19 protein-coding genes are annotated in these 15,903 nt (G+C 67.0%); 8 read left to right on the forward strand and 11 right to left on the reverse strand.

Features of this window, described 5'->3' with window-relative positions; all coding sequences use genetic code 11:
* Positions 1 to 4: 4 nt before the first annotated feature.
* On the reverse strand, positions 5 to 385 hold the full coding sequence (locus ACF3ND_RS02415; RefSeq protein ID WP_394063894.1) for an RNA-binding S4 domain-containing protein: 381 nt from the start codon (positions 383 to 385) through the stop codon (positions 5 to 7).
* A gap of 186 nt (positions 386 to 571) precedes the next feature.
* Between ACF3ND_RS02415 and ACF3ND_RS02420 the strand changes: the two genes are divergently transcribed.
* On the forward strand, positions 572 to 1,411 hold the full coding sequence (locus tag ACF3ND_RS02420) for a zinc-dependent peptidase (protein WP_394063896.1): 840 nt from the start codon (positions 572 to 574) through the stop codon (positions 1,409 to 1,411).
* A gap of 56 nt (positions 1,412 to 1,467) precedes the next feature.
* On the opposite strand, the gene ACF3ND_RS02425 is transcribed toward ACF3ND_RS02420, so the two are convergent.
* Positions 1,468 to 2,289: a helix-turn-helix domain-containing protein gene (locus ACF3ND_RS02425; RefSeq protein WP_394063898.1), complete on the reverse strand. Its 822-nt coding sequence runs from the start codon at positions 2,287 to 2,289 to the stop codon at positions 1,468 to 1,470.
* Positions 2,290 to 2,391: 102 nt separating this feature from the next.
* On the opposite strand from ACF3ND_RS02425, the gene ACF3ND_RS02430 reads away from it, so the two are divergent.
* Positions 2,392 to 2,865 (forward strand): carboxymuconolactone decarboxylase family protein, encoded by a 474-nt coding sequence (locus tag ACF3ND_RS02430; protein WP_394063900.1) that lies wholly within the window; start codon positions 2,392 to 2,394, stop codon positions 2,863 to 2,865.
* Here the strand turns inward: ACF3ND_RS02430 and ACF3ND_RS02435 are convergent.
* Positions 2,789 to 4,285: an MFS transporter gene (locus ACF3ND_RS02435; protein ID WP_394063902.1), complete on the reverse strand. Its 1,497-nt coding sequence runs from the start codon at positions 4,283 to 4,285 to the stop codon at positions 2,789 to 2,791. The two genes, ACF3ND_RS02430 and ACF3ND_RS02435, sit on opposite strands and share 77 nt — an antisense overlap.
* A gap of 116 nt (positions 4,286 to 4,401) precedes the next feature.
* Between ACF3ND_RS02435 and ACF3ND_RS02440 the strand changes: the two genes are divergently transcribed.
* Positions 4,402 to 5,214: a helix-turn-helix transcriptional regulator gene (locus tag ACF3ND_RS02440; RefSeq protein ID WP_394063904.1), complete on the forward strand. Its 813-nt coding sequence runs from the start codon at positions 4,402 to 4,404 to the stop codon at positions 5,212 to 5,214.
* Here the strand turns inward: ACF3ND_RS02440 and ACF3ND_RS02445 are convergent.
* The 4 genes from ACF3ND_RS02445 to ACF3ND_RS02460 all read right to left on the reverse strand — a co-directional run bounded on the left by ACF3ND_RS02445 (position 5,187) and on the right by ACF3ND_RS02460 (position 9,674).
* Positions 5,187 to 5,903 carry an MgtC/SapB family protein gene (locus ACF3ND_RS02445; protein ID WP_394063906.1) on the reverse strand — a complete coding sequence of 239 codons (717 nt, stop codon included), beginning with the start codon at positions 5,901 to 5,903 and terminating at the stop codon, positions 5,187 to 5,189. The genes ACF3ND_RS02440 and ACF3ND_RS02445 overlap by 28 nt on opposite strands.
* A 91-nt stretch (positions 5,904 to 5,994) precedes the next feature.
* Positions 5,995 to 7,308, reverse strand: coding sequence for a ferric reductase-like transmembrane domain-containing protein (locus ACF3ND_RS02450; RefSeq protein ID WP_394063908.1), 1,314 nt, complete (start codon positions 7,306 to 7,308; stop codon positions 5,995 to 5,997).
* Positions 7,309 to 7,502: 194 nt separating this feature from the next.
* The gene (locus ACF3ND_RS02455; RefSeq protein WP_394063910.1) at positions 7,503 to 8,663 is read right to left on the reverse strand and encodes an amidase; all 1,161 of its coding nucleotides are present in this window, start codon (positions 8,661 to 8,663) and stop codon (positions 7,503 to 7,505) included.
* 18 nt (positions 8,664 to 8,681) lie between these two features.
* Positions 8,682 to 9,674 carry a Bug family tripartite tricarboxylate transporter substrate binding protein gene (locus tag ACF3ND_RS02460; RefSeq protein ID WP_394063912.1) on the reverse strand — a complete coding sequence of 331 codons (993 nt, stop codon included), beginning with the start codon at positions 9,672 to 9,674 and terminating at the stop codon, positions 8,682 to 8,684.
* A 156-nt stretch (positions 9,675 to 9,830) separates the two neighbouring features.
* Here ACF3ND_RS02460 and ACF3ND_RS02465 point away from each other — a divergent pair, with 156 nt between their 5' ends.
* The gene (locus tag ACF3ND_RS02465) at positions 9,831 to 10,733 is read left to right on the forward strand and encodes a LysR substrate-binding domain-containing protein (protein WP_394063913.1); all 903 of its coding nucleotides are present in this window, start codon (positions 9,831 to 9,833) and stop codon (positions 10,731 to 10,733) included.
* On the opposite strand, the gene ACF3ND_RS02470 is transcribed toward ACF3ND_RS02465, so the two are convergent.
* A complete protein-coding gene (locus tag ACF3ND_RS02470) occupies positions 10,716 to 11,570 on the reverse strand; it encodes a cupin domain-containing protein (protein ID WP_394063915.1) in 855 nt (284 codons plus the stop codon). The two genes, ACF3ND_RS02465 and ACF3ND_RS02470, sit on opposite strands and share 18 nt — an antisense overlap.
* A gap of 136 nt (positions 11,571 to 11,706) precedes the next feature.
* Between ACF3ND_RS02470 and ACF3ND_RS02475 the strand changes: the two genes are divergently transcribed.
* Positions 11,707 to 12,246, forward strand: a complete 540-nt coding sequence (locus ACF3ND_RS02475) for a carboxymuconolactone decarboxylase family protein (protein ID WP_394063917.1) — start codon at positions 11,707 to 11,709, stop codon at positions 12,244 to 12,246.
* 82 nt (positions 12,247 to 12,328) lie between these two features.
* Here the strand turns inward: ACF3ND_RS02475 and ACF3ND_RS02480 are convergent, their stop codons facing one another.
* Positions 12,329 to 13,108 (reverse strand): MipA/OmpV family protein, encoded by a 780-nt coding sequence (locus ACF3ND_RS02480; RefSeq protein WP_394063919.1) that lies wholly within the window; start codon positions 13,106 to 13,108, stop codon positions 12,329 to 12,331.
* 208 nt (positions 13,109 to 13,316) lie between these two features.
* On the opposite strand from ACF3ND_RS02480, the gene ACF3ND_RS02485 reads away from it, so the two are divergent.
* Positions 13,317 to 13,706, forward strand: coding sequence for a hypothetical protein (locus tag ACF3ND_RS02485; protein WP_394063921.1), 390 nt, complete (start codon positions 13,317 to 13,319; stop codon positions 13,704 to 13,706).
* A 13-nt stretch (positions 13,707 to 13,719) separates the two neighbouring features.
* On the opposite strand, the gene ACF3ND_RS02490 is transcribed toward ACF3ND_RS02485, so the two are convergent.
* The gene (locus ACF3ND_RS02490) at positions 13,720 to 14,286 is read right to left on the reverse strand and encodes an NADPH-dependent FMN reductase (protein WP_394063923.1); all 567 of its coding nucleotides are present in this window, start codon (positions 14,284 to 14,286) and stop codon (positions 13,720 to 13,722) included.
* A 107-nt stretch (positions 14,287 to 14,393) separates the two neighbouring features.
* A complete protein-coding gene (locus ACF3ND_RS02495; protein WP_394063925.1) occupies positions 14,394 to 14,696 on the reverse strand; it encodes a monooxygenase in 303 nt (100 codons plus the stop codon).
* 129 nt (positions 14,697 to 14,825) lie between these two features.
* Here ACF3ND_RS02495 and ACF3ND_RS02500 point away from each other — a divergent pair, with 129 nt between their 5' ends.
* Positions 14,826 to 14,957: a hypothetical protein gene (locus tag ACF3ND_RS02500; protein WP_394063927.1), complete on the forward strand. Its 132-nt coding sequence runs from the start codon at positions 14,826 to 14,828 to the stop codon at positions 14,955 to 14,957.
* Between the two features lie 45 nt (positions 14,958 to 15,002).
* On the forward strand, positions 15,003 to 15,887 hold the full coding sequence (locus ACF3ND_RS02505) for an EamA family transporter (RefSeq protein ID WP_394063929.1): 885 nt from the start codon (positions 15,003 to 15,005) through the stop codon (positions 15,885 to 15,887).
* Positions 15,888 to 15,903 lie beyond the last annotated feature (16 nt).

Here is a 15,903-nt window from a genome sequence, read left to right on the forward strand (position 1 = left end):
CAGGCTATTTGCCTCGCAGGATCTGCATCTGGCGCCGGTCGCGCTTGGTCGGGCGGCCGGCGTCGTAGTCCAGGGCGGGTTCCGGCGCCAGGCGGCGCATTTCGGCGGCGCGGGCGCGGGCCGCGCTGCTTTCTTCTGTTTCCTGGTACAGCTGGCGGGCGACGGGCGCCGGTCCGCGCACGCCGCTCAGGGCCGTCACGCGCACGTGCATGGGCGGATCCTCCTTGCGCAGGGTGATCAGGTCGCCGGGCGCGACTTCGCGCGCGGGCTTGGCGGCTTGCTGGTTGACCAGCACCCGGCCCTTGCTGATTTCCTCCGAAGCCAGGCTGCGCGTCTTGTAGAAGCGCGCCGCCCACAGCCATTTGTCCAGTCGTAGCTTGTCCATGTACGTATTCTAATCCAGCGTTATCCCGCTGTCCGGGAGGATGGCGACGCATGACAGGATCCGACCGGCCGTCAAAAAGGCAGGCGACTGGATAAAATAGCGGGGCCACGTCCTGCCGGACAGACGTGTTTTTCGTTTTCATCCGTCCGGATTCATGTCGGGCCATGCGCCCGTGGAGATAAGCTGATGTTTGCCTGGCTGAGCGGGCGCGGGGCGCGCCAGAGCCGCGTGGAGCAGACCCTGGCGTCGATTGGCGGGGCCCAATGGGAGCAGGCCGTGCGCGAGCACGATTTCCTGGACGGGCTGAGCGCGTCGGAGCTGGACAGCCTGCGCCAGCGCGCCGCCTGGCTGCTGGCCAGCAAGCAGTTCACGGGCGTGCGGGGCCTGGTCGTCACGGACGAGATGATGCTGTCCATCGCGGTGCAGGCCGCCTTGCCCATCCTGAACCTGGATCCGGCCCTGTACGAGGGCTGGACGGAAATCGTGCTGTATCCCGGACAATTCATGATTCCCCATCAGGATGTGGACGAGGCCGGCGTGGTTCATGAATACATGATGCCGGCCTCCGGCGAGGCCTGGGACGGCGGGCCGGTGATTCTTTCCTGGGAGCAGAGCGGGCCCTATGGCGAGACGGGCATGAACGTGGTCATCCACGAATTCGCGCACAAGCTGGACCTGTTGGGCGGGCAGGCCGACGGCGTGCCCCCCCTGCATGGCTATGCGGACCTGTCCGTGCGTCATTGGCGGCAGGTCCTGGAAGAATCCTTCGAGACTTTCGAGCGGGCCTTGACCGCCGTGGAGGACGCCATCCCGCCCGATGTGGATCCCGAGTCCGAGGCCGCCTTGCCCTGGTACGAGCAGTTGCCGCTGGACCCCTATGCCGCCACCGATCACGCCGAGTTCTTCGCCGTCAGTTCGGAAGCTTTTTTCATCGACCCCATTCCCTTGGCCGAAGCCTTGCCGCATTGGTATGACTTGCTGCGCCGCTATTACCGCCAGGATCCGGCGGCGCGGCTCGAAGGCTGAGGCGCGTCGACCTTCAAATGCCTTTGCCGTCGTGACGGGCGCTTGTCCCGCTCGTCCTAGGGCTGGCGCTTGCGGTCCTGCCGACGCCGATACTGGCCAGGCGTCAGGCCCACGATGCGCTGGAAGTCGCGGATGAAATGGGCCTGGTCGTGGAAGTTCAGTTCGTGGGCTATCTCGGTCAGGGTGCCGTCCGGCTCCAGCGCCTTGATGCGTTCGCGCGCCAGTTGAGCCCGCAATTGCGAAAAATACTGATGGGGAGCAATGCCCACATAGTCCCGGAACAGGCGCTGCACCTGCCGCGGCTGGGCCGGCGCGCCGCGTTCTTGGGGAAAAGCGGGCTGGCGCAGGCGCTGCGACAGGTTCTGCAGCTCCTGCCTGACTTGCCGGGAGGCTGCGTCCGTCGTGGCTTGCGGGCGCGCCAGCAGCAGTCGCAGGCCTTGTTCCACGCGCTGCTTCTGTTGCGCCAGATCGTCCAGCGGGAGCTCCTGCCATAGGGCTTCCGCCGCGGCCGGCAAGGGAAAGTCGCCGCTGTCCAGGCTGTGGTTGAGCAGTTCGTGCAAGGGGGCCTGCAACAGCAGGCGGCCCGCGCCGGGCAGGAAGCGCACGCCGGCCAGGCGCACCCTGCCTTGCAAGGCGATGATCGCGCTGCGGCTGGACGGTCCGTTGATCCACCGGCGGGCGCCATGGACGAGGCCGTTGAGCTGCATGGAATCGCCCTGGTTGAAGATCAGCCCGCAGCCGCCTTCGGGGTGCAGGTACTCTTCGCGCACCACGCCGGCAGGCAGATCGCCCTGCATGCTCCAGTGCAGGGTCACATACGGCGCCAGGTCCGGGCTGGGCGGGCAGCAGCGATACAGCAGGGGCTGGGCAATCAGCATGTCGTGTCTGTCGCAAAAGTACAATCGGGCGGCGATGGGGCCGGGTAGGCTATGAATGCGGGCCGGCCGAGGGGCCGGCTTCAACCATCCAAGGAGATCATCATGACTATATCCGTCAATTATTATCAGGCTGCGCCCGGAGCCGTCAATGTCATGCACGGCGTGGAAGCGTACCTGGAGTCGGCGCGCACCGAGGCCCTGAACCTGCCCCTGCTGGAATTGGTCAAGCTGCGCGTCTCGCAGATCAACGGCTGCGCCTATTGCCTGGACATGCATTCCAAGGACGCGCGGGCCGGCGGCGAGACCGAGCAGCGCCTGCACCTGCTGGCTGCCTGGCGCGAGGCGCCGTTCTACAGCGCCGCCGAGCGCGCCGCCCTGGCCTGGGCCGAGGCGTTGACCAACCTGGCCCGGAGGCATCCCGATCCAGCCCTGGTGCAGGAGCTGAAAACGCATTTCTCGGACCGGGAGATCGCCGACCTGACCCTGGCCATCACGCAGATCAACAGCTGGAATCGCTTTGCCGTGGGCCTGGGCGCCAAGGTGGGGTCGTACCAGCCTTCGAGCAGGTCGAAGTAAAGCCCGCATCTTTTGGACGCGTGTCGGCGGCGGGCCGGGTCTGCCGCCACAGCAGGACGGTCACGCACGTGGCCGCCAGCACGTTGTAGACCTGGACCTGCAGGAATCCGTCCAGATGGCTGGTCAACCGGGGGCCGGCCGCCAGGGCGGGAGCATAGAGCAGGGTGATGGCGCAAACGCCCAGCGCCGCGCCCACTTGCTGCAAGGTGGACAGCAGGCCCGCGGCCGAGCCCGCCTGTTCCACGGGCACCCGGCCCAGCACCAGGTTCAGCAAGGGCGTCATGGTCAGGCCCTGGGCGCAGCCCAGCGCGATGAGCAGGACCTGCAGCACGCCCGTGCCGGACGAGGCGTCTCCGAGCCAGGCATGGGCGAGCAGCCCGCCGAACGCAGCGATGTGCAGCAGGCCGCCCAGCAGGATGGCGCCGTTGCCCAGGCGCCGCACCAGCACGGGGGCGGCCAGGGACGCCAGCATGAAGGCCGCGCTGGCGGGGGCGAACAGCAGGCCGGCCTGCATGGGCGTCAGGCCCAGTCCGCCCTGGCTCAGCAGCGCGAAGCTGATGAAGAAAGAGCTCGCCGTGGAGTACAGCAGCACCACCAGCACGCTGGCCTGGCTGAAGTCGGGGCGGCGCAGCAGGCGCATGTCCAGCAGCACGGGGCGCCCCAGCTCCTGCAGCGCCTGCTGCCGGCGGGCGGTCAGGAGCAGCACCGCCGTGCCGCCCAACAGGCTCGCCAGGCTCCAGGCGGGCCAGTGGCGGGCGGGACCTTCCATCAGGCCCAGCAGCACGCCGAAGACGCCCAGCGCCAGCGCGGCCGCGGCCCAGGGATCCAGGCGGGCGCCGTCGGGCTCGCGGCTTTCGGGAATGCGGCGCAACAGAAGCAGTATCAACAGGCCGACCGGCAGATTGATCAGGAAGATAAGACGCCAGCCCAGATCCAGGATATTGGCCTGCAGCAGCCACCCGCCCGCCACCTGGCCGCTGAGGGCGGCCAGGCCCAGGACGGCGCCCAGGCAGGCGAAGGCTCCGCGCTGCCGTCCGGCCGGCACGCTGACCCGCAGGATGGCGTAGACCTGCGGAAACATCAGCGCCGCGGTGGCGCCTTGCAGGATGCGGGCCAGGATCAGCAGCGTGATGTCGGGCGCCAGGCCGCAGAGCACGGAAGTCGCGCTGAAGCTGGCCACTCCCCAGCCGAACAGCCGCCGCCGGCCATGGCGGTCGCCCAGCCGGCTGCTGCTGATCAGCGCCATGCCAAAGCTCAGCTCGTAGGCGGCCACGACCAGACCGGCTTGGCCCAGGCTGGCTTGCAAGGAGGTTTGCAAACTGGGCAAGGCGACGTTGACCACGAAAAGGTCGAAGACAGACAGAAAGGCGGCGGCCATCAGAAGCGCCAGCGCCAGAGGGGAAGCGGAACGTGAAACCATGGGAACTCCTTGTAGGAATTCCATTCTGGGAGAGCCTGATAGCTATTACAATTTACTTGTTTATGCTATTACTGAAAGTCACTCCCTGATTGTCCCCGCGCCCTGGATCCCACTATATGAGCAAGCCCCGAACCCGTCATGCCCTGGCCCAGTTCCTGCAGGCCCGACGGCGCAGCCTGGAGCCGGCCGATTACGGCCTGCCGGTGGGCGCGCGCCGGCGCACGGCTGGTCTGCGCCGCGAGGAAGTGGCCGCATTGGCCGGCGTGGGCCTGGCCTGGTATACCTGGCTGGAGCAAGGGCGCGAGATCGGCGTGTCCGAAGCCTTCCTGGAGCGGCTTGCCCAGGTTTTTCGCCTGGATGCGGCCGGGCGGCGGCATTTGTTCCTGCTGGCCTGCCAGCGTCCGCCCGTGGAGTCCGCCAAGACCTGGTGCCAGGTGCCGCCCCTGGTGAAGCGCCTGATGCACGACCTGCACCCCCACCCCGCCTACATCCTGAACCTGCGTTGGGACGTGCTGGCCTGGAATCAGGCCGCCCAGGCCCTGTTCGATTTCGAGCGCCAGCCGGCCGGAAGGCGCAATCGCCTCTGGATGCTGTTCACCGACGACTTGACGCGCGAGCGCATGCAGGACAGGGACGAACAGTTGCAGAATCTGGTGGCCGGGTTCCGCCGCGATTTCGCGGCCGCCCAGCAAGCGCCCGATTTCGTCGAGCTGGTCGCGGAGCTGGAGCGCGTATCACCGGAATTCAAGAGCCTGTGGCGCCAGCACGAGGTGCATCAGCCCTGTCACGGCAAGGCCTGGTTTCGCCTGGAGGGCGAGCCGGCGCGCCAGTACGAGCACACGACGCTGATCGTGGACCAGGACAAGCACTTGCGCCTGCAAGTCCATGTGCCGGTAGGCGATCACTCCGACGTGCTGGTCTCCCAGTAGACCTGCTGGATGGCGGGATGAGCGGACAGCAGGGCCTGCAGGCGGTCGCTGTCACGCGGGTCTATGGACGTGGCCATCAGCGTGGCCTTGATCTCCACCAACTCGTCGGCGAAGGGGCTGATCTCCAGTTCGCCCAGCGGGTAGTTTTCGTGCTCCAGCACTTCTTCCAGTGCCTGGGTGGCGGCCTGGCGCTGCGTCGCCGGCGTGATGATGTGGATGATGTGCGTGATTTCGCTGGCCTGGGCGTCCACCGGCATCCGGTTGATGCCATTGACCACGGGGCGCAGCAAGGTATTGGCGGCCAGCACGAAAAGGGTGGCGAGCACGGCCTCCACGATCAGGTCCGCGCCCGCGCAGGCGCCGATGGCGGCCGAGCCCCAGAGCGTGGCGGCCGTGTTCAGTCCGCGCACATGGCCTTCCTCGCGCATGATGACGCCCGCGCCCAGAAAGCCCACGCCCGACACCACATAAGCCACCACGCGTACGGCGCCGTCCGCGCCGGCGATGCGAAAGGCCATGTCCACGAAAATGGCCGCGCCCACGCACACCAGCACATTGGTGCGCAGGCCGGCCGTGCGCTGGCGGTACTGCCGCTCGAAGCCCACGATGCCGCCCATCAGGAAGGCGACGGTCAGGCTGACCAGGGTGTTGAGGATCTCGTCCGGATTGATGGTCTGAAATGCGTGCATGGCGTCCTCCTGACGATGATCTGCGGCAGTCCGGACAGATAATAAGTCAGTTTGATGTCGTGTTCATGACCGTGTGCCGTCGCGCGGCGCCTCAGCGGAACTCGAAATGCTCCTTGTGCAGCGTCCAGGAACCCGGCGGCAGGGTTTGCTTGAGCGCCTGCTGCAATTGACGGCCCATGGCCGCCGGGCCGCAGAACCAGACGTGCAGCGGCTTGCCGGCCTGGAACAGCTTGAGGACTTCCTGCGCCGTCCAGCGGCGGCCTTCGGCATAGATGTCCAGGCGCACATCGGGATGGGCGGCTGCTGCATCTTTCAGTGCTTCGGCCAAGGGATCGTCGGGGCGCCGGCAGGCGTATTGCAGCCAGGCCTGGGGTGCGTGGCCGTCCTGGTGGACCTGTCCCAGCCAGGACAGGAAGGGCGTGGCGCCCACGCCCGCGCCTATCCAGACGTGCACGGCGCCGTCGTCATGGTCGGGAGGCACGAAGCGGCCGTAGGGCCCGTCCAGCTCCACGGCCTGTCCTGGCTGCAGGCGTCCGGGCAGGCCTCGCGTCCAGTCGCCCAGCTGCTTGATGTGGAAACGGACGATGTGATCGCCGCGGTCCGCGTCGGACAGGGTGAAGGGGTGGGATTCCTGATCGCCGGCCAGGCGCAGGAAGGCGAATTGCCCGGCCTGGTGACCGGGCCAGGAGTCGTCCATGCGGCATTGCAGTTCCAGCACGTCGCCGCGCAGCGTACAGGACTGCACCGTGCCCGCATGAGGGTAGGCGGGCCGCAGATCGCGCGCCAGCTGCACCAGCGCGGCGACCGTGCCGGCCGCCATGGTCAGCGCCAGCAGCCAGCCGCCCGGACCGCTCCAGTAGCCGGGCGGGGTCAGCACCACGCCGTGGAACACCAGCAGCAGGTAGGCCAGAGGCATGAAGCGGTGCAGCCAGTACCAGCGCTTGTAGGAGACTGTGCGGCGCGCCAGCGTGATGATCAGCATCAGGACCAGGGCGTAGAAGGTCCATTCGCCCACGGTCTTGGCGTAGGGCTTGAGCAGGCTGACCCATTCGGGCACGGGCGTCTTGGCCAGCCTGCCCGTGGTGCCGATGGCGGCGCTGATCACGGGCTTGGATTGCTTGGCCAGCCAGTGGGCCAGGCTCAGGAGGATGGCGATGATGCCCAGCCACTTGTGCAGTCCGTAGGCCTTGTCCATGCCGCCCAGCCAGGGTTCCAGGCGACGGGGGCGCAAGGCCAGGATCATGATGGCCGTCATGGCGCCCAGCGCCAGGATGCCGGTCAGCAGCATGCCTTCCTGGCGCATCACCCACAGTCCGTCTCCCGGCGGCGACGGGGACAGCCACAGGGCTTCCACGGCCCAGATCAGGAAGAAGGCGGATAGTACGAGAAGAATGGGGCGGCGCATGACAGGGATCCGGTTTGAACAGGAGGCCGGTCGCCGCAGGGCACGGGAGAAAGTAGGCGCACGCGCGCTGCAGCGGCCATGTCTTCAATGATAGAGCACTGCTTGCCGCTTGAAATGTTCGGGATTCAGGGTGTCTTGAGCAGGCTCAAGAAAGCGCCGATTTCCCGGCCCGCGCAGGGCCGGGGCAGGAGGGATCAGACCAGCAGCGTGGCCAGGTCCAGCAGGGCGCCGTCCTGCTGGGGGCGGCCTATCAGTTGCAGGCCCAGGGGAAGAGGGCCGTGCGGCGCCGGAGCGGGCAGGCTCAGGGTGGGCCAGCCCAGCAGCGACCAGGGGCGGTTCAGCACGGAGGAGCCGGTGCTGTGCAGGCCTTGCGGAGCGGGGCCGGGCGCGGCGGGCGTCAGCAGGGCGTCGTAGTCGCCGTAGCGTTGTTCCCATTCGCGCTGCAGAAGGCGGCGCCGGGCCTGCCAGTCGTGATAGTCCAGCGGATCCAGGGCCAGGCCCTTGCGCACCGCATCGACCGTCACCGGCCTCAGTGCGTCCGGCGCGGCCTGCCAGACGGGCAGCAGGCTGCGAGCCATTTCATAGAGCATGATGCGGCCGTGCAGCTCCAGCAATTCGTGCAGCTGGGGATCCGGCGCCAGGCGCTGGATCACCGCTCCTTGCCTCTCCAGATGCAGGCAGCCCTGGTCCAGGGCCTGCAGGGCGGCGGGCTCGATCGGCCCCAGTTCCTGTCCGCTCAGCACGGCGATGCGGGGCGAACGGGGCGCCACGGGCGCCGGCAAGGGCTGCAGCACCGATGCCACGCGCCGCAGCAGGGGCAGGTCGCGGCTGAAGCAGCCTATGGTGTCCAGGCTGTCGCACAGCAGGAACAGGCCGCCGCGATGCACGGCGCCGAAGCTGGGCTTGTAGCCCAGCACGCCGGTGAAGGCTGCCGGACGCATCATGGAGCCGCCGGTCTGGGTGCCCAGCGCGAAGTCCGCCATGCCGGCGGCCACGGCGGCGGCCGAGCCGCTGGAGGAACCGCCCGGCGTGTGTTCGAGGTTCAGGGGATTGCGGGTCGGGCCGGGCGCCGCGTAGGCGAACTCGGCCGTGACGGTCTTGCCCAGGGGAACGGCGCCGGCCCGGCGCAGCAGGGCCACACAGGCGGCGTCGCGCTCGGCCGGCAGTGCATGGGGCAGCTTGGCGCCATAGCGCGTGGGCATGCCTTTAACGTCCATCACGTCCTTCACGCCGAAGGTGACGCCGGACAAGGGGCCGTCCGAGGAGCCGGGAAGGCGGTCGGCAGGCTCGGCCAGCCAGGCCCAGGCCTTGATGGCCTGGTCCTGGTCGGCCAGTGTTTGCTGCTTGGAAGTCATGAAGCTATGCCGGAACGCTTACTGGATGGAAATGTTCTGCTCGGCGATCAGTTTCCCCCAGCGCTCGCTCTCCTGCTGGATGAATGCGGCGAATTCCTCCGGCGTTCCGCCCACGACTTCAGCGCCCTGCGATTCCACGATCTTGCGGTAGCCCTCGTCCTGCAAGGCTTTGTTGACGGCCTGGTTCAGCTTTTCCACGATGTCGGCGGGCAAGCCGGCGGGGGCCACCACGCCGAACCAGTTGGAGGCCACCAGGTCCACGCCCTGCTCCTTGAAGGTAGGCGTGTCGGGCAGGGCCTTGACGCGTTCTTCGGAGGTCACGCCCAGGATGCGCAGGCGCGGCGCGTCGGCCTGCATGTGCGGCAGGAACAGGCTGGCCAGCTCCAGGTAGAAGGAGATGTTGCCGGCCAGCAAGTCGTTGGAGGCGGGGGCGCCGCCGCGGTAGGGGACGTGCACGGCATCGAAGCCGGCGGTGCTCTTGAACTGTTCGGTCAGCAGGTGCGAGGCCCCGCCCGCGCCGGTGGAGGCGTAGTCCAGCTTGTTGGGGTTCTGCTTGCCGTCCTGGATCAGGTCGGCCAGCTTCTTGTAGGGCGAGGCGCTGTTCACGCCCAGCGCCAGGGCGCCACGCTCGATCAGGGCGATGGGCTGCAGGTCCTGCTGCGGATCGAAAGGCAGGTTGCTGCCGTACAGGGCCTTGTTCACGGACATGGGGCCGAAGTTGCCCAGGCCTATCGTGTAGCCGTCGGGCTTGGCGCGGGCAATCATGCTGGTGCCGATATTGCCGCTGGCGCCGGGCTTGTTCTCGACCACGATGGTCACGCCCAGCGTTTCGCTCATCTTCTGGGCCAGCTGGCGCGAACGGGTGTCGGAGCTGCCGCCCGCGGCGTAAGGCACCACGAAGGTGATGGGCTGCGATGGGTAGGCGGCCTGGGCCGAAGCGGCCGCGGGGGCGAGCAAGGCGGCCGACAGCAGGCCTGCCAGCCAAGCGGCGCGACGGGTGAATGGGATCATGTTCATCTCCTGCGATGGGCTGGTTTGCGCGTCATGGCGCGTCGGCCGGCCCCGTTGTTCATATGATTCAGGGGCCATGGTAGAGATGTAAAATTATGTTGTCTAATATTAAAAATAATCAAAATTGATATCTTCAAAGACTTAATTGGAGGCGATATGCTGGATTCGAAACTGGCGGACATGTTCATGGTGGTGGCCGAGGAACTGCACTTCGGCCGCGCCGCCCAGCGCCTGTTCATGACGCAGCCGCCGCTCAGCCAGGCCATCCGGCGTCTGGAAGAGCAGGTGGGCGCCACCTTGTTCATGCGCACCACCCGTTCGGTGCGCCTGACGGCCGCGGGCGAAGAACTGCAGCGCCGCCTGCGCCTGATCGGCGCCGAGCTGGAACAGACCGTGCAGGCCGTGCAGCAGGTTCATCGCGGCGAAACCGGCTTGTTGCGCATCGCCTTGACGCCCAGCAGCGCCTATGCGGGGGTGTCGCGGCACCTGTACTGTTTCCGCCAGGCCTATCCCCAAGTGGACATGCAGGTGCACGAAATGAATTCCAGCGACATGCCTGCCGCCTTGTACGAGCGGCGGGTGGACGTGGCCCTGATACGCCCGTCCTTCGCCGTGCCGGATCTGAATCCGCGACTGGTGGAATCCGAGCCCATGAGGTTCGTGCTGCGGCGCGACGATCCGCGCGCCGCGTTGCATGCGCAGGGGCTGACGCTGGCGCAGGCCTTCTCCTATGAACTGGTGTCATATTCGCGCCAGAAATCGCGTTACTTTCATCTGCTCTTGCAGCGCATGCTGCAGCGCTCCGGCTGCCTGCCCCGCTTCGTGCAGGAAAGCCTGGTGCCCACCGTGCTGACCCTGGTGGAGGCCGGCATCGCGCCCGCGCTGGTGCCGGCGTCGCTGGCGCGCCTGCGCACCGACACCCTGGTCTATCTGCCCCTGCTGGATGCGGGCGATATCGCGGCCGAGCTGATGAGCGCCTATGTCTCGGACAACCCCAATCCGGCAGTCGCCAATTTCCTGGCCGTGCTGGAGCGCAATCGATCAGTCCGTGCGGCGTGAGGCCATCCAGTCGCGGATGGACCGGCCCGTCTTCTGGCGGAACAGGCGCGAGAGCGCGGAGGGGTTGGCGTAGCCCAGGTCGATGGCGATGCGCTTGGCAGACTGGCCCTGTCCCAGCCGCTGGCAGGCCAGGGCCAGGCGCCATTGGGCCAGATAGTCGGCGGGCGTGTCGCCGACCCAGTGCTTGAACTGCGCGGCAAAAGCGCTGCGCGACAGGCCCGCTTCCCGGGCCAGGGACTGTACCGTCCAGTTGCGCCCGGGATCCGCCTGGATGGCCAGCAGGGCGCGCGCGACCGGCGGATGCGACAGCCCGCGGAACAGGCCCACGGGGATGGCGCAGCGGTCGGGATGGTCGAACAGCCAGCGCAGCAGCTGCAGCAGCACGATCTCGAACAGTCGGTCGGCCAGCAATCGGTGTCCGCAGCGCACGGACTCGGTTTCGGCGAACAGCAGCTCCAGCGCCTGCCGCAGGCCGGGAATGTCGTCCAGCGGCACCACGATCAGGTCGGGCAGGGAACGGGCCAGGGGATGCTGCTCGCCGCCGTCGAAGTCCAGCGTGGCGCAGGTGAAGTCCGAGCCGTCCTGCGGCGGGTTGTGGAAAGCGTGCTCCAGCGGGCGGGGGTAGAAGATCAGGCTGGGCCGCTCGATCCGCAGGGTCCGGGGCAAGGGATCGCGCGCGTCATGGCGCACGGTGAGCTCGCCGCGCCGCAGGATGTGCAGGAAGGCCCGGCCCGGCTGGGCGGCAAAGCGCGTCACGCCGCACAGGGGGCCGTTATGGAACAGGTGGGCGCGCACGCGGAATTGTTCCAGCAGCAGCGAGAGTCGGTCCAGATTCATGATGCCCCAGTCCTTGGATGGAAAGATAACTTCTATGGATGGATGTTATCCAATGGTCTCGAATTTGGCGAGACACTGTTTCCAGTCCATCCGGACGTCTTTCCGGGCCGCCGGCCCGCTTTACCAGGAGAACATCATGTCCCGTCTGTCTTTGCCCGAGCCCGCCCAGGCCCCTGCCGCCAGCCAGCCCGCCTTGCAGGACATCCAGAAAGCATTCGGCGCCGTGCCCGCCATGTTCCGCACGGTTTCCCTGTCGCCCGCCGCTCTGCGCAGCATGTGGGGCTCGTTCGGCGCGCTGGGCAGCGGCACCCTGGGCGCCAGGCTGGGCGAGCAACTGGCCGTGGCCATCGCCGACCGCAACCGGTGCGAATATTGCCTGGCTGCGCACACCGCCCTGGGCGGCAAGGCCGGGCTCAGCGAGGAAACGCTGGCCAAGGCCCAGAAAGGCCAGTCCGACGACCCGCGCACCGCGGCCGCGCTGGCCTTCGTGCTCAAGCTGGTCGACAAGCGCGGCCAGGTATCCGAGGCCGACGTGCAGGCCGTGCGCCAGGCCGGTTTCGATGAAGGCCAGGTGGTGGAGCTGATCGCCGTGACGGCGCTGAACCTGTTCACCAACTACGTGAACGTGGCGCTGGACGTGCCGGTGGACTTCAAGGCCGTGGAACTGACGGCCTGAACGCTATACGACGGCCCGCCCTGGCGCGGGCCGGCAGCCTTTCCGGGCGCAGGTCGTCCTGCCGGGCCGGCGGCGCCCAGGCTCAGAACTGATACGCAATGCTCAGCGAACCCTCCGCGGCATTGCGTTTTTCCACCAGCGGGCTGTCCTTGGTCTTGCCGGCCAGGGACTGCATGCCCACGCTCAGGGAGGCGTTCCAGCGCGGGGCGAACTGATGGCTCAGGGTCGCCGATACTCCATAGGAACGCATGCCGCCCTTCAGCTCGTACGGCGTCAGCTGTCCGCCGCTGGCCAGGGCTTCGGCCTGGGTCACGCCGAACCAGGTATTCATGGCTTTCTTGCTGCTCCAGTGGGCGTTGGCTTCGAAGCTCAGCGAGGTGTCGCCCGAGGCCGATTCCCAGACCTGGTAGGACAGGTCCAGCAGGGCGCCGCTGCCGTATTGGCGCTTGAAGGCCTGGTAGTAGGTCAAGCCCACGCCGAAACGGCCTATTTGATATTCCGTGAACACGCCGCCCACGCCGTGGTTCTTGATTTCCTCGGTGCCGAACAGGCGATCGCCGTCTTTCTCCTTGCGCCCGCCTTGCAGGCCGACGAAGACGCCGGTCGTCCATTCGGGGGTGATGCTGTATTGCAGGCCGGCGGCCGGACCGTTGCCTTTGCCGCCGATGAACCAGTTCTCGCCGCTGATGCTCAGGACGGGGAAGGGGCTGAATTCGTACTTGCTGGCGCCTTCATATTTCGGGGCATAGCCCACGCCGGCGCCGAGGCTGAAATCGGCCGCATGGGCCGCGCCGGCGCAGGAGGCGGCCAGCAGGGCGGCAAGGACTCGCAGGCGGGGCAGGGGGAGGGGAGAGGTGGTCACGAGACGTCATCCTATGGTTGATTCTGGAAAGCAGGAGGGCGTTGCAGATGAACGCAGGCTGAATGTAGCCAGCCGTCCGTGAAACAGCCGTCAAGGCTGCCGGCGCGCAGGCTGCGCCCGGCGCGCGCTTTGATTAGAATCAGTCCATAGGGGCCGCCAGGCCCGGATCGTCGCAAGCCCGTTTCGTCTTGTCCGGAGAGTGAGCATCATGCCTTTGCGCCAGCCCTGTCCTCCCGGCGCCTGTGAATGCCAGCGCGAACTGCTGCTGGAGCAGGCCGGCCAGGATATGCGCATCCTGCAATTGACGCGTGAAGAGGAAAAAAAGCTGCTGGCGCGGCTGGAAGCCCTGCGCAGCCTGGACGACCTGCGTCACATGCAGCAAAGGCTCAAGGATCTGCTGGGGGTGGAGCTGCGCGTGGAGATCGGCGCGGCGGAGGTGCGCACCGTGCGCGGCTTGACGATAGAGCTGCAGCCCATGCCGGGGCTGTGCCGCAAGACGCGGCAGACCGTGCCCGCCGCCGTGCGGCGCGGGCTGGAGGCCAATGTGCAGATCGTCTTCGATCTCTTGAACGAAAACGATCTGCTGGGCGGGCTTTAGGAAGCGAAGGACGTCAACGGGACTGGAGCCGGCGGGTCCAGTGCTCCAGGGCCAGCAATTGCTTGCGGATGTAGCCTTCGGTGGCTTCGTCGTGCAGTTCGCCCTGGTCGTTGATCAGGTTCTGCGCGGTCGGGATCATGATTTCCGGCTGGTTCAGGGGATGCACGTTCAGGAAGACCAGGGTCTGGCGCAAGTGATACTGGGCCCGGGCCGTACCCAGGCGTCCGGCGCTGGCGCCCATGATGGCCGCGGGCTTGTGGGCGAAAGGCTGGTCCGCGCCACGCGAAGCCCAGTCGATGGCGTTCTTCAGGACGCCGGGCATGGAGTAGTTGTATTCGGGCGTGACGAACAGCAGCGCGTCGGCCTGGGCGATCTGCTGGCGCAGGCGCTGGACCGGCTCCGGGAAACCTTGCTGAAAGACGTCATCGTCGTACAGGGGGATGTCGCCGATCCGAGCATGGGTGAATTGCATGTGCTCGGGCGCCAGGCGTTCGGCGCAGCGCAGCAGGGCGGCATTGAAGGAATGCTTGCGCAGGCTGCCGCAAATTCCCAGGACCTTGATGGTTTCCAGTTGACTCATGATATGGACTCCGTGTCTATGGCGTGCAATGTGTGTGGGCGGATCGGTTTGGCTGCCGCGGGCGAGACGCCAGTGTATAGGGCGCGCGATCGGGCGTCACCGGGTGTTCAGATCGGCCCGTGGTCGATGTCGCTCAGAGGCTGGTTGACGTCGAACAGGCGGCCGTCCACGCCTTCTATGCCGAAACTGTTCAGCCGCCGCGTGTGCATGTCCAGGTAGGCCAGGGCATTGGCACGGTCGGTGAACAGGTAGACCCCGCCGGCTTTGCGTTCGGCCTGGTTCTCGGTCCAGATCTTCCAGATCAGGCCCGGCTCCCGGGCGATGGATTCGGCCAGCTCGCGCATGGCGGCGCTCATGTCCGCGCCCCAGGGGCCGGTGTAGGGAAAATCGACATACAGCAGCGTGCTCATGCGAGCCTCCATTGAAAACAGGTCCTGTTCATCTTACTCTTGTCGGCTTGCGGCGGCAGTGCGTCTTCTTTACGCGGATTCGACGCGCCGTACAACAGACTGGATCCGGTTTTCAAGGAGCGTTGACCCATGCGTTGCCTGATTGTGCTGGCCCACCCCGTGCGGCATAGTCTCTGTCATCACCTTGCCGGCGTGGCCTTTGTCCATACCGGCGATCTGGCCTCCATGCGGCCGCCCCTGGAGCGGTGGCCCGCGGCCTGAAGGAGGCGTATAGTTTTCGTTTTGCCGTCGGCTTGCGAAAACTTCATGTCCTGGTCCGCTTTACTGCTGGTGATCGTCGCCGCGTTCATCCATGCGAGCTGGAATCTCCTGTCCAAGCGGGCCGCCTCGGCGGGGGCGCACTTCGTCTTCGCCTACTCGCTGTTCGCCATCCTGTTCTATTTCCCCGTCATGGTCTGGGTGCTCGTCACCCAGGGAAACATGCCCTGGAACACGGCCACGGTCGCCTGCCTGGTGCTCAGCTCCCTGCTTCACATGGGCTACAGCCTCAGCCTGCAGAAAGGCTATCAGGTGGCGGACCTGTCCGTGGTCTATCCCATCGCGCGCGGCACCGGGCCCATGCTGTCCTCGGTCGGCGCCTTCATCCTGCTGGGCGAGCCGGTGCGCCCGCTGGGCGTGCTGGGCATCCTGATGGTGGTGGCGGGCATCCTGCTGATCGCCACCCAGGGCCATTTGCGCCGCTTCCTGAATCCCGCCGCCTTGAAGGGCGTGCGCTGGGGCGTGCAGACCGGCCTGCTGATCGCCGGCTACACCGTGGTCGACGCCTATGGCGTCAAGGTGCTGCTGATCTCCCCCTTCCTGCTGGACTGGTTCAGCAATGTGCTGCGCGTGAGCATGCTCTCGCCCTACATCGCCCGGCAGGGACGGGCGGGCTTCGTCCGCCTCAAGCCCTATTGGAAGCTGGCTGCCGGCGTGGGGCTGCTCTCGCCCCTGTCCTACATCCTGGTGCTGCAGGCCCTGGGCATGGGCGCGCCGCTGTCCATGGTGGCCCCGGCCCGCGAGATGTCCATGATGGCCGGCGCCATCCTGGGCATGGTGGTGCTGCGCGAAAAGGTCAACGCCTGGCGCCTGCTGGGCTGCCTGGTCATGGTGGGCGGAGTGGTCGCCCTGACTTCCGGCCCTTCCGCCTGAGCCCCCCCTCTTGAAA

The sequence above is a fragment of the Alcaligenes sp. WGS1538 genome, from assembly GCF_043187505.1.
GTDB lineage: Bacteria > Pseudomonadota > Gammaproteobacteria > Burkholderiales > Burkholderiaceae_B > Alcaligenes.